Source organism: bacterium (assembly GCA_035419245.1).
In the GTDB taxonomy this organism is placed as follows: Bacteria; Zhuqueibacterota; Zhuqueibacteria; order Residuimicrobiales; family Residuimicrobiaceae; genus JAKPUX01.
On record DAOLSP010000001.1, the window covers coordinates 124392 to 146968 of the forward strand.

Annotated in this window: 19 protein-coding genes; 7 read left to right on the top strand and 12 right to left on the bottom strand. The window is 59.0% G+C overall.

What is annotated here, in order from left to right; all coding sequences use genetic code 11:
* Nucleotides 1-5 precede the first annotated feature (5 nt).
* The 7 genes from PLH32_00525 to PLH32_00555 form a co-directional block, all read right to left on the bottom strand.
* The gene (locus PLH32_00525; GenBank protein ID HQJ63071.1) at nt 6-1760 is read right to left on the bottom strand and encodes a sodium:solute symporter; all 1755 of its coding nucleotides are present in this window, start codon (nt 1758-1760) and stop codon (nt 6-8) included.
* 121 nt (nt 1761-1881) lie between these two features.
* The gene (locus PLH32_00530; GenBank protein HQJ63072.1) at nt 1882-2934 is read right to left on the bottom strand and encodes a substrate-binding domain-containing protein; all 1053 of its coding nucleotides are present in this window, start codon (nt 2932-2934) and stop codon (nt 1882-1884) included.
* Between the two features lie 341 nt (nt 2935-3275).
* A complete protein-coding gene (locus PLH32_00535) occupies nt 3276-4184 on the bottom strand; it encodes a patatin-like phospholipase family protein (GenBank protein HQJ63073.1) in 909 nt (302 codons plus the stop codon).
* A 1-nt stretch (nt 4185) separates the two neighbouring features.
* Nucleotides 4186-5418: a hypothetical protein gene (locus PLH32_00540; GenBank protein ID HQJ63074.1), complete on the bottom strand. Its 1233-nt coding sequence runs from the start codon at nt 5416-5418 to the stop codon at nt 4186-4188.
* 40 nt (nt 5419-5458) lie between these two features.
* Nucleotides 5459-5662 carry a dodecin family protein gene (locus tag PLH32_00545; GenBank protein ID HQJ63075.1) on the bottom strand — a complete coding sequence of 68 codons (204 nt, stop codon included), beginning with the start codon at nt 5660-5662 and terminating at the stop codon, nt 5459-5461.
* A 118-nt stretch (nt 5663-5780) separates the two neighbouring features.
* Complete coding sequence (locus PLH32_00550; protein ID HQJ63076.1) at nt 5781-8342, bottom strand: tetratricopeptide repeat protein; 2562 nt, start codon at nt 8340-8342, stop codon at nt 5781-5783.
* Between the two features lie 39 nt (nt 8343-8381).
* Nucleotides 8382-10361, bottom strand: a complete 1980-nt coding sequence (locus PLH32_00555; protein HQJ63077.1) for a SpoIIE family protein phosphatase — start codon at nt 10359-10361, stop codon at nt 8382-8384.
* Between the two features lie 436 nt (nt 10362-10797).
* Between PLH32_00555 and PLH32_00560 the strand changes: the two genes are divergently transcribed.
* Entirely contained in the window at nt 10798-11166 is a 369-nt protein-coding gene (locus PLH32_00560) for an alpha/beta fold hydrolase (GenBank protein ID HQJ63078.1), read from the top strand.
* Here the strand turns inward: PLH32_00560 and PLH32_00565 are convergent.
* Both PLH32_00565 and PLH32_00570 read right to left on the bottom strand, forming a co-directional pair.
* Nucleotides 11108-11536: a two-component regulator propeller domain-containing protein gene (locus PLH32_00565; protein HQJ63079.1), complete on the bottom strand. Its 429-nt coding sequence runs from the start codon at nt 11534-11536 to the stop codon at nt 11108-11110. The genes PLH32_00560 and PLH32_00565 overlap by 59 nt on opposite strands.
* Nucleotides 11537-11666: 130 nt before the next feature.
* On the bottom strand, nt 11667-12779 hold the full coding sequence (locus PLH32_00570) for a DUF5009 domain-containing protein (protein HQJ63080.1): 1113 nt from the start codon (nt 12777-12779) through the stop codon (nt 11667-11669).
* 74 nt (nt 12780-12853) lie between these two features.
* Between PLH32_00570 and PLH32_00575 the strand changes: the two genes are divergently transcribed.
* Nucleotides 12854-13342 carry a PaaI family thioesterase gene (locus tag PLH32_00575; GenBank protein HQJ63081.1) on the top strand — a complete coding sequence of 163 codons (489 nt, stop codon included), beginning with the start codon at nt 12854-12856 and terminating at the stop codon, nt 13340-13342.
* Between the two features lie 30 nt (nt 13343-13372).
* Here the strand turns inward: PLH32_00575 and PLH32_00580 are convergent, their stop codons facing one another.
* Together PLH32_00580 and PLH32_00585 are read right to left on the bottom strand one after the other, a co-directional pair.
* Nucleotides 13373-14818 carry a transglutaminase domain-containing protein gene (locus tag PLH32_00580; protein ID HQJ63082.1) on the bottom strand — a complete coding sequence of 482 codons (1446 nt, stop codon included), beginning with the start codon at nt 14816-14818 and terminating at the stop codon, nt 13373-13375.
* A gap of 51 nt (nt 14819-14869) precedes the next feature.
* On the bottom strand, nt 14870-15637 hold the full coding sequence (locus PLH32_00585; protein HQJ63083.1) for an alpha/beta fold hydrolase: 768 nt from the start codon (nt 15635-15637) through the stop codon (nt 14870-14872).
* A 148-nt stretch (nt 15638-15785) separates the two neighbouring features.
* Between PLH32_00585 and PLH32_00590 the strand changes: the two genes are divergently transcribed.
* Nucleotides 15786-16658 carry a thymidylate synthase gene (locus PLH32_00590; GenBank protein HQJ63084.1) on the top strand — a complete coding sequence of 291 codons (873 nt, stop codon included), beginning with the start codon at nt 15786-15788 and terminating at the stop codon, nt 16656-16658.
* A 189-nt stretch (nt 16659-16847) separates the two neighbouring features.
* On the opposite strand, the gene PLH32_00595 is transcribed toward PLH32_00590, so the two are convergent.
* Nucleotides 16848-18290 (bottom strand): tetratricopeptide repeat protein, encoded by a 1443-nt coding sequence (locus PLH32_00595; GenBank protein HQJ63085.1) that lies wholly within the window; start codon nt 18288-18290, stop codon nt 16848-16850.
* A 262-nt stretch (nt 18291-18552) separates the two neighbouring features.
* On the opposite strand from PLH32_00595, the gene PLH32_00600 reads away from it, so the two are divergent.
* From PLH32_00600 to PLH32_00615, 4 genes are all read left to right on the top strand, one after another.
* The gene (locus PLH32_00600) at nt 18553-19662 is read left to right on the top strand and encodes a glycoside hydrolase family 88 protein (protein ID HQJ63086.1); all 1110 of its coding nucleotides are present in this window, start codon (nt 18553-18555) and stop codon (nt 19660-19662) included.
* A gap of 15 nt (nt 19663-19677) precedes the next feature.
* The gene (locus tag PLH32_00605; protein ID HQJ63087.1) at nt 19678-19986 is read left to right on the top strand and encodes a hypothetical protein; all 309 of its coding nucleotides are present in this window, start codon (nt 19678-19680) and stop codon (nt 19984-19986) included.
* 140 nt (nt 19987-20126) lie between these two features.
* Nucleotides 20127-21557, top strand: coding sequence for a FlgD immunoglobulin-like domain containing protein (locus tag PLH32_00610; protein ID HQJ63088.1), 1431 nt, complete (start codon nt 20127-20129; stop codon nt 21555-21557).
* A 147-nt stretch (nt 21558-21704) separates the two neighbouring features.
* A complete protein-coding gene (locus PLH32_00615) occupies nt 21705-22562 on the top strand; it encodes a MurR/RpiR family transcriptional regulator (GenBank protein HQJ63089.1) in 858 nt (285 codons plus the stop codon).
* The last annotated feature ends 15 nt before the right edge of the window (nt 22563-22577 follow it).

The following is a 22577-nucleotide window of genomic DNA, read 5'->3' on the forward strand; positions in this document are numbered from 1 at the left end:
CCGGATCAGCCGGTGAAATAGAGATAGGCACAGAGAATCAGGGAAAGCACCAGGGCGGAGGCTGCCACATCTCCCCATCCCCAGCTCGAACGCGAGGCCTTGCGATGGTCGACGGTCGTCGTCCCATAGGTCAAGCCGCTGATTCGCGCATAATCAGGCTCGCTTGTGGCATAACTGACGCTGAACATCACGATGGCACAGACGATCGCGATCAGGATGCTGTAATACTGAAAATAGATATTGTTGAAGATCCAGAGGAACGAACCCTTGGCATAAGAAAAACCGTGCATCAGTTTGGCCGGGGTATCCACGGCGAGGCGAATGATGCCGAGCGCAAAGCCGGTGATCAGGGCCGCCATAGCGCCCTTGGCGTTCATCCGTTTGTTGAAGACGCCGAGGAAAAAGACGACAAAGATCGGCGGCGCCAGATAGCCCTGGACGCCCTGCAGGTAGTCATAGAGGCCACGGCCGCCGCGGATCACCGGGATCCAGAGCAGACCGATCAGCACCATGACACCGGTCGCTACACGACCGATCCAGACCAGCCGTTCCTGGGTGACATTGGGGCGAAGCCGGGAATAGAAATCCATGGTGAAAAGGGTCGAGCAGGCGTTGAAGGCGCCCGCCAGCGAGCTCATCAGCGCCGCCAGCAGGCCGGCCACTACGATTCCGCGGATACCCACCGGCAGGATATGCGCTACCAGCAAAGGAAAGGCACTCTGGGCGTTATCGCGGATCAGGTTGCCATTGGCATCCATCATGGCCGACTGCAGGGTGGCATTCATGCCGCTCTTGGCCAAGGCAAAGGCGATGATGCCGGGGATGATGAAAATGAAGACCGGCAGGAGTTTGAAAAAAGAGGCTGCTATCGAACCACGGCGCGCCTCGGTTTCGTTCGGTGCGCTCAGGGTGCGCTGGACAATATATTGATCGGTGCACCAGTACCACAGACCGACGATGGGCGCGCAGAAAAGCATGCCGATCCAGGGATAATTGTTGTTGAAGTACCAGGCCATCCGGCCTGTCTCCATCACCGGCGCCCAGGTCCCCTGCATGCCGTGCGGCACCAGCGGCTTCCAGAGGTTGAACATTTCGCCGCCGACGATCGCCCGTAGCTGCTCCCAGCCGCCCAGGGCATGCAAGCCAAAAACAGTTACGAGCGCCGAGCCGACGATCAGGATAATCGTCTGCAGGGCTTCGGTATAGGCCACTGCCATCATCCCGCCGAGAACCGTGTAGATTCCGGTGATCAATACGACCAGGATCGAGCCGATCCAGAAGCTGTCCAGGCCGAAGAGATTCATTTCCGGAAGCAGGACGCCGAAAACCACGCCGCCTGCGAAAATGCCGACCGCGATTTTGGTCAGAACATAGGCCACCAGCGAGACGACCGAGAGAAACGTCCGCGCCGAGGGCGAGAACCGACGCTCGAGAAATTCCGGCATGGTGTAAACCTTGGAGCGCATGTAAAAGGGCACCATCACCCAACCTAGGACCAAGAGGCACCAGGCATGGAGTTCGTAATGCGCCATCGCCACACCGTCGGTCGCTCCGGAGCCGGCCAGGCCGACTAGATGTTCGGAGCCGATGTTAGAGGCGAAAATCGAGGCGCCGACAATGAACCACCCCAGCGACCGCCCGGCGAGGAAATAGCTGTCGGAGGTTTTTTTCTGGCGTTTCATCACCCACCATGCCAGGCCCAGAATCAGAGCAAAATAGGCGAAAATGATGAACCAGTCCAATCCTTGTAAAACGGACATAATGTACTCCTCTCCGTGTTGTTACTGTTCTTCTTTTTCAGCTCGTCCCACGACCACCGTCAATCGACTGACGGAAATATAGGAATTAATTAGTAATCGTGCAAACTTTTCCCAGACGGAGTTAGAACGCGCTGCCCTGCGCATGCCAGAAATATTCAGCGTTCTCCTTAACCACAATATTGATAGGAACCATGATCCTATCATGGACATCGGCGCTCAAGACCACCTTGCGATATAGAATCTGGATGCCCTGATAACCTTGTTGGAAGGGAGACTGGTCGATCAGGAAATCGATGACCGAATCATTGAGGCCGGCCAGGTTTGCCTCGACCAAGTCATAGCCGATGATATGGATCTTTTTGCCCCTTGCGGCCTCACAGATGTGCCGCGCCGGCAGATAGGTCATCGCATTGGTGACGAAAAGGCCTTCGACGGGATGCTCCCGCAGGATCCTGTTGACCAGCACAGCGCTTTCATCCACTTCCTCGGTTTCGTACCAATCGTAAACGTGAATGGGATTGGAGAACCGGTTTCCGGTGTAATAGCAGCAAAATCCTTCGGTTCGCATATTAATGTGATAATCCTCGGGCAGGACGCGCAGGATGGCGATCTCAGCCTTATCGCCAATCAGCATCCTCATCAACCGGCCGGCGAGAATGCCGCTTTTCAAGGGATCCTGGCCAATGAAGGTCAAGCGGCGGGTATCAGGGAGATCCGAATCGAAAAAAATATAGGGGATAGCCGGCGGGATGTGCGCGATCATTTCACCGCAGTATTTCAGACAGACGGGAGCGATCATGAAACCGTCGAGATTATCATCGAGCAACCGGGAAAAAGCGTCGCGAAACGAATCTTCGGAAAGCCGGCTGAAGAAGAAATACTTAAGTTGGATTTTATAAGCCGCCAGATCTTGACCCGCCTGCTGCATGCCTGCGGCGGCCTGTCCCCAGTAACCAGCGTCCTGATGCAACTCCGGCATTAGAATGCCAAATTGATAGTGCCGGGATAATTTGAGCTGGCGGGCGTAGATGTTGGGGATATAATGAAGCTGATCAATCGCAGCCTCGATGCGAAGCTGAGTCTCGGGGGAGACAAAACCGCGCTTGTGGAGGACCCGGTCTACCGTGCCGATTGAAACATTGGCCAACTTGGCGATATCTCTTATGGTAGCCATGCAGGCGTGCTTTCGAATGGAGTCATCCTACAACGGTGCAAGGCGATTGGGGCACTGCATCCTTGCGGAGCCATGCGTCACGTTCCGACCGAGGCTCGGTTTTCTTGCGGACCAGCACAGAAGCTAAGCCAACCTCGAATTCCACGGCCATCCTGCACCACGAGGCTCAAGCAATTGTGTACGTACACAAGTCTAGATAAGTATAGTCAAAAACAAGAAAACTGTCAAGGAATCTTTGTAAAAATTCATCCAAGTCGGGGGATTCCCGCGTCTGAGTGGGTTGAGATTGTTCCTGGCTCGTAGCGGCTCGGGTGGATTTTCAGAGGAGTTCGAGCACACCCTCAGCGGGGGGGGTGTGTTGCGCGGAAGCTGTCGATCGCTTGCCGGATCACCGGAACGGCCTTTTGCGCCGCCTCAATGCCGGCCAGCATCAGTTCCTTTTTTTTCGAAAAGTCCATGGTGCCGACATTGCCCACCTCCGGCTCGATCACAATGTCGGCTTCCTTGTTTTTGTAGCGATCGATCCGGTTGCCCATGATGTCGATGGCCTGGAGCGTGATCGACACAACATTTCCGGTGTCATAGTTGGTGATCGCCTTGCCGATATTCACGGCAATGACGAGATCAGCGCCCTTGGCCCGTGCGGTCTCCGGCGCAATACTTCCAAGCACCCCGCCGTCCACCAGCAAGCGGTTGTTGTAACTCAACGGCGTAAAGATCCCGGGTATCGAGCTGGAGGCGCGGACCGCCAGTTCCGCAGGACCCCGTTCGAAGACCACCGGTTCACCGGTATTGAGATCGCAGGCCACCGCATAAAAGGGGATTTGCATTTCCTCGATTGTCTTGACCTTGACATGGCTGGCAACGAATTTTGCCAGCTTGTCGCCCTTGACCGGGCCGGTCCGGGAAGAGAACAGGGAAAAGTCAAAGATATCGTCTTTCTCCAGTTCGAAGGCCAGCCACTCCAGCTCGAAGCTGTTCGGGTTGGCGGCGTAGATCGCACCGATCAGACTGCCCACCGAGGTGCCGACGATCAGGTCGATCGGGATCTTTTCCTGTTCGAACACCCGCAGCACCCCGACATGAGCGAAACCGCGCGAAGCGCCGCCGCCGAGGACGAGCGCGACCCGGGGCATGCGCCCAGAGATCGGCGCAGCCGGACCGCCGGTGGTGGCACAGCCCTGCAGCAGCAGGAGGGCGGTCAGCAGCACAACAGAGACCCATCCCAGCCATTTGATTGAATTATTCATCTCATTTCCGTAATTTGAAGGTGTGGTAGAGCAGGGTGTGACCGGCGAGGCTGCCCAGTGCAATGGTGGAATGGTACACCAGTGGATCGAAATGATCCTGGCTGTCCAGCAGATAGGTGATACCCCCTGCCAGCAGCCCGCCGGCAATCTGGGCGCAACTGATAAAAATGCCTGCATTCTCGTCAAAATCCTGATAGTGCAGCAGCCAGTTGCCCACTCCGGCCCCCAGCACGCCGCCGGTCATAGCCCCGGCGGAATAGGATTTTTCCTTTTTGTCGGCGAGGGCGGCAGCGACCGTCATCCCGATCTGGGCACCAAGTACCCCCTGCATCCTCAGTACATAGGCGTCGCCGCGGGTGTAGTGCTCGCGCTGCGACAGCCACGCGCCCGCGGCAAGGCCCAGTCCGCTCATCCCCAGGGTTACGGCCGAGGCGGCCGGTTTGTGCCGCTCATCATCCCATAATCCGGCGATATGGGCGCTCGCCAGCCCCAGCCCCGCGCCGAAATCCCCCATCACCCCCAGCAGTTCCGCCCGGCCCAGCTCCATCCCCTTGCCGGCCAGCACGAATCCCAGACTCGAACCGGCTATGCTTCCGAGCAGTGGCAGGAATAAACGGCTCTCATCCGATTCGGCATCGGGCGCAAGCAGGTTATGGAGAAATGCGCCGTAAAAAATGCCGCGGGTGGCGCCATGGAAGGCTAACATCGACTGGGCTTTGGTGACGGGCCGGTTTCGGGTGAGATAGTAGGGCAAGGCGAAGCCGGCGGAGCCGACGAGCATATAGGTGGCGACCGTCTCCCGCTCGCCCTCGATCTGCAGGATCCGCGGCACCGACCAGCCATAGAAGCCCAGACCCATCAGGGTCTGCTTGACGATGAGGCCAGGCCGCCCCTCCTGGTTCAATGCCGGAGTCTGACTCACCTGCGCAAGGCGCGAACTCAACTCCCTCCGGAAGGCCTTCAAAGCGGTGGCATCCATGAGGGTTCGCTGCCGCGCCGGCGCACCCCCTTGGCGAAAGGCGATCTCCAGGATAAAGAGAGAATCCTCCCTCCGGAAGAGCCGTGCGGCCGTGAAATTTTCGACCTCCAGGAAAAGCCCTGCCCGGTCACGCAGCTCGGGTGAGATCTCCAGGATAGTTCCGGAACTGTCCAAGGCAACCTGGATTTCAATCCGGCTCTCCTGCGCCGCCAGCGGGATAACCCACGCCACTACCAAAAGCAGCCAGCTTTTCATGCGGTCCATCCCGACCTGGTTATGGTGCCCATCCGGCAACTTAGTCCTTCAGCACAAAGGTGATGCGCATGGTGACGCGATACTGAACGATCTTTCCCTCCGCGACATCGATCTTCTGATCCTTGATCCAGGCGCCCGTGACATTTTCCAGGGTTTTGTTGGCCCGCGTAATGCCTTTCTCGATGGCATCCTCGAAGCTCTTTGGCGAGGCGGAAATGATTTCGGTGACTTTGGCGATGCTCATGGAAACACTCCTTTCGTTGGAAAAATTGCTGCGGCCCCGAAGTTACGGCCGGGCCGGGTCAACGATCTCAGGTCATCCGGGTTCAGTATCAACAACGACGATCGGCGCGCGCTTATTCCTATGCGGAACGCTGATCGGCAGCAACAAAACGGAGATCGGGGAGGCCCCGTCCTTCGGCATCGGTGACCCTGAAATAGAACCCCCATTCATTGATGCGATTGCAGATTTTGAGGAGTACCGGATTGTTGCCGGGCTCCAGTTCGACCTCGACGATATCGTTATCAAAGATGGCATCCCGCCCCAAATTCATGCGCCACACCTCGCGGCCATTAAGCCACAGTTTCGCTGCCTCGTTGGTGCCGATGCGAAACTGCACCCGTCGCCGGTCAGGGGATTGCACCATAATGAAGGCATAGCCCACCGACCAGTTGTATCTGGTATAGATCTTTTTCAGATCGATGTAACCGTCCCAACAGCCGTCCCGGGGATGTTGCCACGCCGGCTGGTCCTCCTGGGTGGTGCTGGCTGGATTCAAATTGATGCGGCGCTCCGGCGGAAAAACCTTCGCGAAGCCGTTGGTGTTATCGTAGGGTGCATTCACCAGCCATTGCCCTTCATCCGGGACGCCGGCGATCGCCAGTTCAGTAGCCGCCTGGCTGGTATCCTTCTCGCAAGCGTGCAGATCCGCGAGAAAGAGGTGAAAAAGCATCTCCGGACCCGTCCATTCCTGATCTTGGCAAAAGCGGATGAGCCGATCGTAAATCGCGGCGCCCTCACCGGCTTTAAGCCGGGCAAACCGGTTGAAAATCAGAAAGTGCTTCCAGCTCTCACGGACCAAAGGCAGCTCGCGCACATCCTGAAGCAGGGCGATGAAACCGGTTGCCGGATCAGGCCGATAGCGGCGAGCATCACCCTGCTGGCCGTACATGCGTTCGAGCAGCTCCAGATAGAACCGTCCGCGCGCCTGCAGTTGCGGATTGCTATCCCGCGATAGCAGCTTCCTGAAGAGCGTAATGGTCTCGACGGGATGGATCTCCTGCCACAAGGCAAGTTGGGCGAGAAAAAAGGCATATCTCGGCTCGCGGACGCTCAAGGTATCACGGATAAAGGCATAGTTGCTCATCAGCGAATTCCTTGCGCCGAGGGTGTCGCCCTTCTCGAGGAAAAGCTCGTACACCCACATGGCGCTGCGCAGGGCTAGGTCGGGGCTCCGGGAGAGCTTTTGCATGCAGGCGATGGCCTCCTCCATCCGGTGCATGCGCCAGAGGATCAGCCCCTTTTGGGAATAGCCTATGGCCTGAGACCGCGGATCCCCGGCCCTGGCGAGATATTGGTCGATGACCTCCATCGCGCGCGCATAAGCCCCCTGATCGAGATAGACCTGGCTTAGCGTCAACAGCGAAGCCGCAAAAGTGGAATTATTGTGCAGCGAACGGCGGAGATTTTTCTCCGACAGCCGGTATTGGCCCTGGTTGTAATAGATCTCGCCCATGCTGTCGAAGGGATTGGGCTCGGTGGGTGCCAGTTCTTGGTATTGCCTCATAATGGCGGCTGCACTGTCGAGATGACCCATGCGCGCGTAGCAATAGCCGATCTGGTTGTAGGCGATTTTATACAGGGGATCAATCTTGAGGATTGCCTGGTAGGAGCGAAGCGCCTCCGGGTACCGCTGCAGACTGAAATAGAGGTCTCCGAGATTAAAGTTAGCGTCGATATCCTCCGGGTTCTGCTCCGCCCACTCCTTCGAAATATCGATCAATTTGCGGAGATTGCCCTGGACTCCGGCCTCGAGACGATCGATCTGATACTGCTCCTTGCGCGTGGCCTTATACCGCAGCGATTTCAACTTTTCGAAATAGCGGTCTCCTTGCTGCCGGTCACTCTGATTGTAGAGAAAGAGCACAAGTTTGTAATAGGCCGAAATGAAAGCGGGATCCGCCACGACGGCCTTTTCATACTGCGCCAGAGCCTCCTGGATCATCGCCTTCTGTTCGAACTCGAGCCCGGCGGCGTAGGCCCGCCAGGCCCCGAGCGAGTTGGTCGAGAGATCGGCGATACCTCGCCCCAATTCCTTCTTCTCGCGGGAAAGGTCGAGGTCGTCCTTGACCTGGCGGCTGAGTTGATCCACCATGGAAAAGAGGGCATTCAGGTTCTCGCCCTCAACGCTCTCCTCCCGAACGATCCTGCCCTGGCTGGGCTCATGCACCTGCACATGGACCTGGAGCGAGTCCCCGTGTCTGGAAATGCTGCCGCTCAGGACCGCCTCGACATTGGCCTCCCGGGCGACAAGGGCGGCCATATTCATATCCAGCTGCTGGCTGGACGCGGCTTGCCCGGCCTGCTGCAGGATTTCAAAAACCCGTTCGGCGCTGAGCACCGCCAAGGAAGGGGACTGGGAGAGGGAGCGGATCAGCATCTCGGTCAGACCCCGCTGCAGCCATTCAAAGCTCTGATCCCCGGTGCGGTTTTCAAAAAAGAGAACGGCAATGGCCCGGCGCGCACCCGGTTCCAGATGGATGGTTGAGGTGAACCGCTCCCCCTTCATGCTGGTTGCCCCTGGATCCGCGAGCCGGATCTTGCGCCTGGTCTCCGGCGAACGGTCGCATGCCAGGAGCGGCAGGATCAGGATCGGCAGAATCAGGAGCAGCCGTCGGCTCACGCCGACCATTCGATTATCCAAGTTCACATCCTTTCATGGCAGGTCACGGCGGGCAGCCCTTCACATGGCTTTCACCGTCACCAGCGTGATGTCATCATGCGGCGCACCCTGCCGCATGTGCTCAAAAATCCGGTCGATGATCCCCGCATTCACCTCGCGGGCCGTGCACGCATCCAGCGAGGCGACATACGCCATCAGCTTGTCCTCGCCAAATTCCTGCCGCTCCAGGTTCATCGCCTCGGAGATGCCATCGGTGTAAAAAATAAAAAGGTCCCCGACGTCATACCGGACCCGGACCTCCGAGATATGCTGCTCAAAATGACCGTCTTGCGCCAGACCTAGACCGATGCCCCGGGGCGTCAGAAATTCGACCCCGCCATCCCTGGCTCTGCGCCGGATCAGGGCATTGTGGCCCGCCCGGGCAAAGGTCAATACCTTGAGCCGGGTATCCAGGGTCGCATAGATCATGGTCGCAAAGATCCGTCGATCCATGGTCTGGAGAACGCGCCTGTTCAATTCGCGCAGGAGTTCTCGCGGCGATCGATGGCGGGGCGTTAGGGAGAGCATGATCCCCTTGATGACGGCCATATAAAACGCCGCTGAACTCCCCTTGCCGGTTACATCGGCGATGGCGATGCCGAGGGTCTCCCCGTCAAGCGCGAAATAGTCGTAATAATCGCCGCCGATCTCCTCGGCGGGGAGGCAGATTCCAGCGATCTCCAGGCCGGTCATCTCCGGGGTGCGTTGCGGCAGCAGGCTCAGCTGCACCCGGCGGGCGATCTCAAACTCCTTCTTGAGCCGCTCCTGTTCGGTCAGTTCCTCATAAAGGAGGGCATTTTCGATGGCAATGGCGCCTTGCGACAGCATGGTGGTCAGAAGGCGGAGCTCTTCCTCGGAGGGGGGCTCCCGGTCCGGTGCGCGATCGAGGATAAAGAGACCCCGGAGTCCTTCTTTAATCACCAGTGGCGCGATCAGAGCCTCCGTACTGACCCCCATCGCATCCCGGAGCGCAGCACCGCTTGTTGTCGCAACTTCGGAGGCATGGAGCAGCACGGGATCGCGCCGAGCGAGCAGGCGGCTGACCGTCTGATCGTCCAGCACGACTGCGGTCCCCTCGGATGCGGCCGGCGCGGGCACTGCGTTGAGGAGAACGAAACGGCCGGAGGCGCCGCGCTGCAGCAGCAGAAGGCAGCGTCCAGCCTTGATAGCGGCGCTGACCTGCCGGGTGATGAGCCTGGCGATTTTCTCCAGCTCGATGGTGAATCCGAGCTGCCGGCTGAAGGTCTCGATGATCTCCCTCTCCTGCAGGCCCCGGGCCATATAATTAAAGGTCGCCGCCATTTCGCCGATTTCGTCCTGCGAGTTGATTTCGAGTCGCTGATCGAGCTGGCCGTGGCTGATCCTCTCCATCGCGCTGGTCAGTTTTCCCAGAGGATTGACAATCCGTGAACCCACAAAGTAGGCCACTCCCACGGCGAGGAGGAGGAAGAGCAGATCGAGCAACAGGTTGCGGACCAGGTTGGCTTTCATTTCGTCGTTGAGTTCCACCAGCGAGAAGCCGATGTTCACCGTGCCCAGGCTCTTGCTGCCAACCAGGATCTGGACCGACTGGCGCGCGAAATCGCGCTGGCTCTCCGGCGCAATCTGGCGCTGGTCGAGGCGCATCACCAGGCTGCCCTGTTCCAGGCGCGTCAGCGGACGGCTGGCCTCCAGTTCGAGCCACGCGCGGTTGAGGGCATGGACCTTCAACCGGCCCTGGTCATCGAAAATAGCAATATAGACGATATCCGGGTTGACGATGATCTGATTGTCGAGGTAGGTTTGATAGCCGTCCCAGTCTCCGGTCTCGACCGAGCGCACGGCGGCGATATTGTTGGCCAGGCGGCCGATCCGAAGCGCCATCTGGTCCCGGCGCAAATTCAGGTCCCGGACGGTATAGATATAGCCGACGGTGGTCATCATCACGACCACCAGCAGCAGGAAGAGCAGAATGATCTTCAAGCGGAGGCTGAATCGGAACCTTTTGGCCGGCAGTAGCATGGCTTTCTCGTTTGAATAGACACCTCTTTTACGCACGAGCACGGGCGTTTTGTTTCAGCCCAGGCGGCACTGCCTAAAAATAGCCAAACCGAGCGCGATTTACAAGCGCTTTCCGTGCCAGCGAAGAGCACGCTCTTACCGCTACTTCTCGCGCCCACCGGCCGCATTAGGCAGGACTTTCGTTCCCATCCGGCCGCGCCGGCACAGACCTAGCGCCTAACGCGAACTCTCGCACCCACCCGAGCCGCCGCGTACTGAGAATGTCTCCCCTTCGCAAAACAATCCTTAAACTTGAGGTTTTAGTCAGTGTTGTGTGGGTGACGCAAACTTGCCGCTACCCGATTAATTATAGTGGTCAAATATCTGGATGCTTTAGAGTTCCATGTACGTTTCATCGCAACTTTGATTTTGTTATTCCAGCCCTCGATGATGCCAGGTGCTGCTGCTGATCCACAGCCTTGGTTCCTATGGTAAGGGCTGGGGCCGTACCATTCCGGAGCTCGCCAAACACTATCGCGTCATCGCCGTCGATCTGCCGGGATATGGCAAATCGAATAAGGGGTTTTATCCCTACACCCTGCCCTTTTACGCCCAGGTCCTGACCGAGATGCTGGATGCCTTGAAGATCGTGAAGGCGACCTTTGTCGGTCGTTCTATGGGCGGACAGATCGCCATGGTCACCGCGCTGCTCTGCCCGGAGCGCGTCGACAAGCTGGTGCTGGTCTCCCCCGCCGGATTTAAAAAATTCACCGACGGCGAAGGGGCCTGGATGAAAAAGGCGATGTTGACCGGTCCATCAGGTTAACGGCATGCTGGGTGGCGACCCAGAAACGGTGCTCGCGGTCTTCAAATATGCAGGTAATGGAATTGCAGTAGATCGAGGAAGAATCGAGAGGATGGTGATACCAGTTCAGAACCTCCTCGCCATCGTAGCGGTTGAGACCGTCGACGGTGCCAATCCAGAGATAGCCGAGGTGATCCTGATAGATGCAGGTGATGTGGTTGCTGGAGAGGCCGTCCGCGGTGGTCAAACTCTCGAAGCGGAAGGCGCGATCCTGTGCAAAGGCGGATACACTGCAGATGAGCAGCGCCGATAATACTGCAACGGCCACACAACAGGAAGAATCGCTTACTTGTGCAAAAGCGAAGCGCCTGTGTTTAGTGTTGTTTGTCATGCTCAGTCTCCCCCTGGGAGAAAAGGCAGCGCGTCAGTATGAGCCGAATGCGGGAAAGTATTTCCGGTCTGCCTTCCTGTCATTTAATATAAGCCGTCGATGCAAGGGAGGCAAGCACTTTTTGGATTGGTCAGATCTTGATAAAAATCCGGTTGCGATAGAGCCAGTAACAGATGCCCCACAAGGCCAGCCAGACGAAGAGGGCGGTGAATGCGGCGGCGCCCTCGGGGCCGCTCCAGGCAAAGAGGAAATCCGTGAAGGGCTTGAAGATTCCGGTGATCCAGTCAGCCGCGCCGGTGTGACAGAAGAGATAGATGAACAAAGAGTTCATGCCGACGTAGGTGAAGAAACGCGGGACGCGCCGCCAGCCCTGCACGTCAACCAGCCAGTAACTGAGCCCAAGGGCGATCAGGCACCAGCCGCCACTGACAATGACGAAGGAACTGGTGCAGATGCGCTTGATGATGGGCGTGACCGGATCCAGAGCCATGCCTGCCGCGACGCCGAGGACTCCCAGGGCCAGAAGATAAATAATCTTGCGCGAGGAGGTGCTTTTGCCCGCCAGCCATTGCCCGGCGACCACACCCCAAATGGTATGGGCCGAGGTCGGCACGGCATTGAACGCCACCCAGTGTCCGTGCGAAAACTTGCCCATCAGCAGCAGGTCGACCCAGGAGCCGAAATTATGGTCCGGCACGAAGGGCTGGTTGAATCCCGGCACCGCCCAGAGGCGATAGAGGACTTCGCTCAAAAGGATCATCCCCAGGCTGATGCCGACCTGCACGGCGGCGGGATAGCGCATCAGCAAAAAGGCCACCAGATAGGTGAAGGAGAGCTGCGCCAGGACATTCCACAGCTCAAAGGTCAGCCGGCCGGCGCTGATGCAGTACAGGCCGACACCGAGTATCAGCAGCAGCAGGGAACGCCGCAAGGCATGACGGTACAACTGCGGCCACTCCGCACCGGCAGCACGGCGCTTGGCGACGGAAAAGGGGATGGCCACGCCGACGATGAACATGAAAAAAGGCTGGACCAGGTCCCAGAAATGGAGGCCGTTCCATTCGTGATGCTCCAACTGCCAGCCGATGAAACCGAGCAACGTGCCATCGAATGCCGTGCCGCGCAGGATCTCGTAGAGCCGGGTGGACTCGCCGATCAGGAAAAACATCGTCAGACCGCGAAAGAAATCCAGCGACATCAGGCGATCACGCTGCAGGGGGTTTGCAACCAGGGACTCGGCCATCGGCGCTCCTTTCCATGTTAAAAAATATTGTTTCGAAACTGCAAACTCGCTACTTTATGAAAACAGGAGGCTCCATGCTCAAGATCCGTAATCCCTTCACTGCAACCGCCGGTTACCATTGCTTCGGCTGCTGTCCGACCAACCCCATCGGCCTTCAGCTGGAGTTCTGGCAGGATGGTGACGACCTGGTCGCTTTCTGGCAGCCGCGCGGCGAGTACCAGGGCTGGGGTAACATCCTCCACGGCGGCATCCAGACGACCCTCCTCGATGAGATCGGCGGCTGGATCATCCTGATCGCCTGCGAAAAGGCAGGTGTGACGGTGCAGATGGAAATGAAATTCCTCAAGCCGGTCTCCATAACCGAGGGCCGGCTGACCATCCGCTGCCGCATCCGCGAGCAGAAACGCCGCGTCGTCGTCGTAGAAAGCGAGCTTATCAACGCTGCCGGCGACCTTTGCACGCGCGGCCTGGCACACTACTTCACCTTCGAGCGCGAAAACGCTCCGGAACATCTGCGCTTCCCCGAGAAGGGCGCCTTTTTCGAGGAGGGTGAAAACGTATAACGCCCGGCATCGGGACGCCGAGCGCCTCACTCACGGCTCCACCACCCGCCATTTCATCTCCCAATCCCACTGGTCGAAATAGAGATTGCCGCCGCGCCACTCCACCTCGCCGCGCTGCGAGTCCACCGTTTCAGAACGGAAATGCTGCTTGGGCGGATCGAAAGGCTGGCTGATGGCATCATTGAAGATCAGGCGGTAGCTGTCCATTCCGCCGATATAGAACCAGCGGTGCGCCGGATCCTCGGCCTCGCGTTCGCCATAGGTGACATCCACCGGCACCCAGCCGTACGGCGCGAACCAGAGCATCCCCCAATCATGCATGCTGTCGGTGGGGGGCTTGAACTCCCAGCCGGACTGCCAGCGCGCCGGGATACCGCAAAGACGGCACAGGGTGATAAAGGTCAGATGCTGGATGCCGCAGTCGCCATGATGGTTCTCATAGGCGTACATCGGAATGTTGGGAATGGTGGAATACTCCCGCGCCGAGGCCCAGGGCACGTTCTCCTCCACCCAGGCGTAAATCTTTTGTGCGATGCGGTAGGGATTGGTCTCGCCGCCGGTGAGCTGCTGCGCCAGGGCGCGCAGCTCGGGGGTGAAGACAATATGCGGCGGCTCCTCCTGCAGCCAGGGCTGCAGCGGGCCCTGCGGATCGGCCGGGGTCACCTTCTCCGCATCGATGCGGTGAAAACTTCCGAAGCTGGTATACTCATACACTACGTTGAAGCGCGCTGGTGTTGCGGCGACCGCGGTCTGCTCGAGATAAAGGGTGCGCTGCAGCCGCGCGGTATCGGCAAGAACATGTTTCTCCGGCCAGGTACTGATCAGGCGGATATCGGTCTGGCGGCCGGGGATTTCGCGCGGGAAGGGGAGCCAGCAGCGCAGCGTCTCGCCGGCGGGGACCGCATCCGCATTGACAGTGAGGGTATAGTCGATATGCAGGCGCACCGGCTCGGCCCACGGCTGCGCCGGCGTCGCCCCGGCGATGATGCGCTTGATGTGATCGTCGAGCGTCCAGCTGCCCGGCCCGCCAGCCGGGGCCTCCTCGTCGGGATGCGCCGCCTGCCAGATCTTGCGGCATGCCGCATTGATGCGGAAGAGGTTGCGGGCGGCATACCGGAAATAGCGCTTCTCGCCGTCAATCCGCAGCATCTCCAGGGAGCGCTCCTGTTCCCATGCCGCCAGTTTCAGGCTGTCCGCGTCCGGAATGACAGTACGGATGAATTCGAGCACCTCCGCCTCGGATTTAGGAAAATCCCGGCGGATGCGCTGCATCCGCTCGATTTCGAACTCCAGCTCCCTGCGTTTTTCCGTGGTGATCTCGGGCCGGGCCAGCAGGGCCCTGATCTCCTGTTCCGCCCGGGTGAATTCGCCCGCCGCGATCAGCGCCGGCCATGACTCCGCCGGCGGCGGTGCGGGTTTCGCGCAGGCCGTCAACACTGCGAGGGCCATGAGGGCCATTCCTTTCCGCATCTTCATCGTTCTTCTCTCCAGTTGGTCATGCCGCATCAAGGGGTAGCGCCGCCGGCCTCAGCAGCCCAAATAGGCGCGGAGGTGGCTGCAAAGGATCTCTTCCGCATCGACATGCAGCCAGTGCGAGGCCCCGGGGATGGTCACCAGGCGAGCCTGCGGAAACAGGGTCTTGATGAGGGCCTCGTCCTCATCCAGGACGTAATCAGAGCGGCCGCCGCGCACGAAAAGGGCTGGTTTGTCCCAGCTCCGCCCCCCCTCACCGACGGCCGCGAAGATCCGGTCGAGGTTTTCCGACAGGCTCTTGACATGGATCTGCCAGCGGTAGCCAGATTCGGTGCGCTGCAGGTTCTTGAGGATGAATTGCCGCACGCTCGGCTTGGGGACGACCTCGGCGAAGACCGCGTCGATCTCCGCGCGCCGCTCGAAGCGGCTGAGGTCCAGCGCCACCATGAAATCCAGCACCCGCCGGAAAAAGGGATGATCATAGGCCTTGGGAGCGATATCGACGACCACCAGCTTGGCGACCCGCTGCGGATAGCGCAGGGCGTGGCACATGGCCGCCTTGCCGCCCATGGAGTGGCCGATGACGCTGACCACGCCCAAACCCTGCTGCACAATGAACTCCTCCAGATCCTCCGCCAGGAGTTCGTAGCTGAAGGCGTCGCTGTGCGGCGAATCGCCGTGGTTGCGCTGATCGGGGAGAAAGACCGTGTGCTTCGCGGCGATGCGCCGCGCGATCGTCAGCCAGTTGTCCGACATCCCGAAAAGCCCGTGGAGAATGATCAGGGGCGGGCCGCTGCCGAGTTTTCTGTAGGCGAGCTGCATGAGACCTCCTGGCCGGGAAATTAACCATTCACGGCCCCTTTTGCAAGAGAAAACCGGCGGCGACCGCAGAAAGATGCTTGCTTTGGGGTAATAGGATTTTTATATTGGGCGGGATGCCATGGTGAGGTTCACGAGAAGGAGGATGTGCATGACGGGAGATATTCCGGTTCTTTTCACCGAGGGGAACAGCCTGGCCGAGGCCTGGGAACAATCCCTGATCAGCCTGCACCGCTACGGCTGCGAGATCAAGACCGAATACGACAAGCCCGAGGATCCGCCGAGCAAGGACTGCTCGATGACCATCGTCGTCCACGACCCTCTCGCCGAACCGATGATCCACCGCGATTTTCCCGGCGGACTCGAAGATCTCCAGGAGTATGTCCTCGAGGTGCTCGAGGGGATCAAGGACCACTGTATCCGCGACGTCACCGCCGGAGAGGCGGACACGCGCTGGGAGTACACCTACCACCAGCGCCTCTTCGCCTGGCAAGAGTCCGCTTCCGCCCGAATCTATGACCAGATCGAGCTGATCGCGGAGAAACTGGCCCGGACCCCCTGGTCGCGCCGCTGCCAAGCGGTCACCTGGAAGGTGTGGGAGGACAATTACTGCGCTGATCCGCCCTGCCTGCAGAGCCTTTGGTGCCGCATGCTCCCGGACGAGGCGGGGGGCTGGCGTCTCAATACCAATGTGCGTTTTCGCTCCAACGACGCCTATAAGGCCGCTTTCATGAACATGTTCGCCCTGGTACAGCTGCAGGCGGAGATCGCCCGGCGCATCGCCGCGCAGTCCGGCCGCACCATCCTTCTCGGACGCTATGTGCACCAGGCCGACAGCTACCACATTTACGGCTTTAACCTGCGCGAATTCGAATCCCGCTTCCTCCAGGCCCTGCAGAACCGCTCGTTCGAGCAGCGCACCTTTCGTTATGCGGACGTTCGCGATCTCATGGAAGAAGCCATTCCCGCGATCCGCGCCAAGGCCGCGGCGATGGGCCGCGAAGTTCCACCTGCGGTGCAGTAAATAGCTGGCGCCGCGGCCCAGCTGCGCCAGGCTGGTGATAAAGGCGCAGTTGACCGAAGAACGGATGCCGAAGGGGAAGGGACGGCTATTCCGAATCCCGCGCCGCTCCTCGAAGAGACTGGCACGCTGGCCGCCGTGCAAAACCGATTCGTAGCGCTCGCGCGCTGCCCTTTTATGCCAACACCCCTCCTAATTGCCCAGGGCTTTACGGGCGCGGCTCCAGACCACGGCGAGGTTAAGGCTCTCCTGATTCCAGTGGACCACCCTGTCGAAGAGAAGGCGTGCCCCCTGCTGGTCCCCCTTTTTTTGCAGGCAGCGAGCGCGGTAAAAGAGGGCCCACGGATCGTTCTCCAGGCGTTGTAGTTGGGCGATGGCGCCATCCCACCGTTTGTCCTGAAAGGCGAGGTATCCCAGCAGGGCATGCAGCGATATGGACTCATCCGGATTGTTGCGCAGCCGGATTGCGGCGACATAGTCTGCAAGGCTCACTTGCGCCTTGTCGAAGAGACGATTGGCCGCGTTGACGAGGGTAAGCCAGTACGTGCCGTTGATCTGCAGGTTTTCCCGGGCATGAATGGCGAGTTCGGACCGGTCGATCATCGCAGCGGCCTCGGTGCACTGGCGGAGTCCCTCCACCGGCCGGCCCATCTCGCTGAGGACAAATCCTTCGTTGAAAGCGGTCGTGATCAGGATCGCGGACTCTTTTTCCTTTTCGGCGAAGGCCTGATGCCGGGCATAGGCGGCCATCGCCTCATCCACCTTGTCCTGATAGAGATACGATCGCGCCTGCAGCCGCAGTGCGATCAGTTTGTCGCTGATCCGCGGGCTTTCACTGAAGTAGCGTTCGTAATAGTTACGGGCCTTGTCATACTCCCCCATGAAGAGATAATTATTGCCGATGCCGGAGAGACTGCCGGTGAACTGGTTGTCGGTATCATAGGCCTTTTGATATTGCACGATCGATTCGTCGTAGCGGCCCCGCTTGAGTAAAAACTCGGCATACGAATCGTAGGGGTTAGGCAGGTGGGGCATGAGGCGGATGTACTCCAGGAAGGCTTTTTCAGCGGCGGGGTAATCCCCGACGGCCATATTGGCGTATCCCAGGTAATTATAGGCAGGAGCGTACTCCTTGTCGATTTGCAGGGCCTGCTGATAGAGTTCTATGGCTTTGGCATTATCGGAGTGGGTCTGGAAATAAAAGCCGGCGTAGGTTTTCAGCCGCTTGTCATCCGGGTATAGGGCCAGGAGCTTGTCCATACTCTGAAGGGCAGCCGCTCCTCTGGCCTCATTGCTCGCCTTGTAGAAAGCGACCAGCAGCCGTTCTCCTTCGGAGGCATTGGCCGACAGAGCCTGGGCCTTTTCCATATTTTCCTCCGCAGTCTGGGCGCTGCCGCCTGCAAGGCTGCGGTAGAGAAAAGCGAGGGCGAATCCCGGATCTTTCTCTATGGCGCGGTCGAAGTGCCTGGCCGCAGCGGCGTAATCGATGTTCTCCAGCTGGTCGCGTCCCTGCAGGAAGAGGGTTCGTGCCTCCTCGGAGGCGGTGGTGATCGGGATGACCTGGTCGAGAACCGGCTGTGCCAGGGCCCCAGCCGCCAGTCCCATAGAAATGAAGAGCAGGCTCGCAAGTTTCATGATAGCCTCCCGGATAATAGATCAAACACTCGGGTGCAGATTAAGCAGGCGCTTCTGGTCGTGGATGGCGTCAGGAATGCCGGATCGATGGGGAGTTCGGCCGAGGTGGAGAGAGGGTGATGGATGCTCTAGATTTCGGTCCTATCTCAATATAACGGAAACCGGGAACGATGTCAAGCGGCAAAATGGAAAAGAGGGCTTGACTGACAAGATAATATTCGCGAAATTCATGCAAATCAAGACCATCCAGAGGGCGATCGCCATGAAGACAAGATGCTCCTGTTTTAGAATTGGGATTATTATTCTACTTTGCAGCGGCCTCGCCGGCTGTGCCATATTCACCACCCTCTTCCAAGATCGCTTGAGCCACAGCGAGTCAAGCCAGGAAAAGATCGGCCGTCTGGTTGCCGAAGATCTTCTGGCACGGCCAGAATTCATGATCTATCAGGCCTCGTTTTGGACCGGGATACACTACGCGGAGGCCTGCGCCGGTTTCGGCGCCGTACATCTGGCCGGTTTGCTGCATGACCAGGAGTTGCTCTCTCGCCTGGCCAGCCGCTACGCCCGGGCGAAGACGGACAGCCTGACCGACCTGGCCGATCATGTCGATGCCAACGTCTACGGCATCCTACCGCTCGAAGTGTATCGATTCACCAGGGATGAGCGTTTTTTCCAGCAGGGGATCGCGCTGGCGGATGCCCAATGGGCCGATCCCCAGCCCGACGGCCTGACCCATCAGACCCGCTTCTGGATCGACGATGTTTGGATGATCGGCGCCCTGCAGGTACAGGCCTGGCGCACCACCGGCAAGCCGGTCTATCTTGAACGGGCCGCCCTTGAAATCGATGCCTACCTGCAGAAACTGCAGCAGCCCAATGGCCTGTTTTATCACGGCGAAGGCGCTCCCTTTTTCTGGGGCCGGGGCAACGGTTGGACCGCCGCGGGGATGGCCGAGCTGCTTTCCGAGCTGCCGTCGGATAACCCACATTACCAAGCCATCCTCGCGGGGTATCGCCGGATGATGGAAGCCCTGCGCCGTTACCAGGCTGAAGACGGGATGTGGCGGCAGCTGATCGATAATCCCGCTGCCTGGAAGGAGAGCTCCGCTACGGCCATGTTCGGCTACGCCATCACCGTCGGGGTCAACAAAGGGCTTCTCGACCGTTCCCTTTACACGCCGGTCTACCAGAAAGCCTGGGAAGCGCTCCTCACCTATATCGGTGTGGACGGCCGGGTCGCCGAGGTCTGTATCGGCACCGGCAAGAGCGCCGACATCAATCACTACCTCACCCGGCCGCGGGTCACCGGAGATCTCCACGGCCAGGCGCCGGTACTCTGGTTCGCATGCGCCTTGCTGGAACGCAACCGTTAACGGGAGGAGCTGAGGATGTTCCAATCGCTCAAAGCCGCGGCCGCTAAAAAATTCATCAATCCCTACCTCGAGGGCATCGGTGTTATCGAGGAACTCGAGTTCAACAAAGAGACCCGATCGATCCTCGCCCTGATCACCCTGACTGGGGAGTCCCAGCCGGTCCGGATTGAAGCCCATGGCTACCTCCTCGGTCAGGATTCGATCACCATCCCCAAATTCATCTGCAGCAGACCCTGGCTCGAAAGCGCTCTCAACCGCTTTCTCGCCAACCGGAAATTCACACTGCCGGAACAAGCACGCAGCGCCATCCGGATGGTGCTCTGAGATATCCGGTGACGGTTAAAAAATACGGCAGCTCCGGGTTTCTCCCCGCTTTCACCTTGAATTCCTCTGCAAACAGATGTAGATTGCAGCGTCTGTTTTTACAGTAATCAAGCTCCCTTACGAATGCTGTGGAGGATGTCATGAAGATGAACACCGTTTTTATCCTGCTAGGTGGACTGGCAGGTTCGCTCCTCAGCCAGGAGCACATTCTCATCGGCTGGAATGACCTGGGCATGCACTGCGCCAATACTAACTTTGCCAATTTTGCCATTCTGCCTCCCTACAACAACCTCACCGCCGCGTTGATCCGCAAGGGCGATGCCAGCCACGCGCCACAACTGGTCACCTCCGGCTTCACCGTGACCTATGCCATCCCCGGCAACAGCTACTCGGTGGGCAAGACCAACTTTTGGAGCTACGAGGATAAACTCTTCGGCATTTCTCTTGCGGACAACATCGGGCTGACGGGCAATGGACTCGCCGGGAGTATGGCGGTGACGGGGGACCATTACGAAGCAAGCGGAATCCCGATCACGCCCTATACCGATGCCGACCTCGAAAACGAGTCCCCCTACCAACTGGCCTTGCTCAAGGCGTATGACGCCGCCAACACCCTGATCGCTACCACACAATGCGTCATACCGGTCAGCAACGAAATCGGCTGTGTCAGCCGCGGCTGTCACACCACTGAATCCGCCCTGCTCAGCAGGCATGAAAATGAGGGGGGCTACGACGCGAACGCCCGGCCGATCCTCTGCGCCAAATGCCACGCCTCGAATGCCCTGGGACTGCCCGGCCGGAGCGGACTGCCCTCCCTTTCCCTCGCCCTGCATGACAAACATAAAGATCTGACCAATGACTGCTACAAATGCCACCCCGGCGCGACCACGCGGTGTCTGCGCGATGTCATGTACAGCAAGGGGATGACCTGCCAGAGTTGCCACGGATCTCTCAGCAACGTCGCTTCCACGATCAAAACCGGCCGCCGGCCCTGGCTGGACGAACCGAAATGCGGGGCATCCAGCTGCCACGGCGCCCAGCATGCTGAAGAAAGAGGCAAGCTTTTCCGCCAGTCGCGCGGGCACGGCGGTCTGTACTGCTCAACCTGTCACGGTTCGCCGCACGCCATCGTCCCCACCATTGAGCCCAATGACAACGTGCAGAACACCGCCCTTCAGGGTTACCCGGGCGTGTTGCGCGACTGCCGCGTCTGCCATGGCGTTCTGCCTGCGGGGGCCGGACCGCATGGTGTGATGACCGGAATCGCTTCAGCAAAGGATCTCGCCGCACCCGCTCGTTTCGTCCTCCAACCGGCTTATCCCAACCCCTTTAACGGGCAGACCCGGATCCTCTTCGAACTGCCGCGCTCCTGCCGGCTCACCGTACGAATTTGGGACATTCAGGGCCGTCTGGTGCGCGTACTTTGCTATGGCGAGTTTTCCGCTGGCCGGCATCAACTGCACTGGGATGGCACCGACGAATCGGGCCGAGCCTTGCCATCGGGCATCTTTTTTTGCAGCCTGATGGCGCAAGGACAAAACCATACCCAGCGCCTGGCCCTGATCAAATAAGCGCGGCCCGCGAAGGTACCGGTGTACCGGCCTGCAAAAAAGTCGAGAATCTTCTTGACTTTTTAGCTGCATTCTCCTATCTTCAAATGAAAATTTAGTTTCATGCCGCATTGTTGTGAAATAAAATTTACAGCAAGAGCCCCGGACATGAAAAACATTGAAGACCGGATCTGTAAAAGCCTGCCCGATCTCGCGCCCCATCAGAAAAGAGTGGCCGATTTCTTTCTCGAGCACATGGATCTGGTCGCCCTCCTTCCCATCCAGGAGGTCGCCCGCCGCGCCGGTGTCAGTGAGGCCACCATCGTCCGCTTCGCCCAGCTGCTCGGCTATCGTGGCTACAAGGAGCTCAAGGAAACCCTCTCCGCCTATCTCAAAGAGCGCCTCTCCCCCACCGCGCGCTATCGCCTGGCTATCGCCGAAAAGGGGGACTCGCCGGATGTGCTCAAACTGGCCTCACAAAATGTGATCTCCAACATCCAGGAGACAATCAAGTCGATCGATCCCCAGGCGTTCGCAGGCACCGTCGACCGTATCATTGCCGCGCGGCGGATCTATTGCATCGGCCTCGAACTCTCCGCCCACCTGGCCCAGCTCATGACCTATTTGCTGCGCCAGTACAGCTACGACGCCCAGCACCTCTCTCTGGATTATTTTCGCTATATCGAACAGGTCGCCTTTATGGACCCGGGCGACCTGCTGATCGCCTTCAGTTTCTCACCCTATTCACGGGAGACGGTTGAAGCGCTGGCCCAGGCCCGGCAGCGGGCGATTCCCAGCATCCTCTTCACCGATAAAAAGAGCGCCCCCGCCCGGAGCTGGGCCACCCACTGTCTCCCCATCCAGACCGACAACATCACCTTCAGCAATTCCCTGGGAGCGGTGGTGACGGTCATCAATGCCATCATCACCGAACTCAATTTCAGGGACAAGGAGCGCACCTTGACGGCACTCGGGATCATCGAGGAGAGCATCCGCGACGATCGCTACTTTGTTACAAACCCCTGACGATTGGCCCGGTGC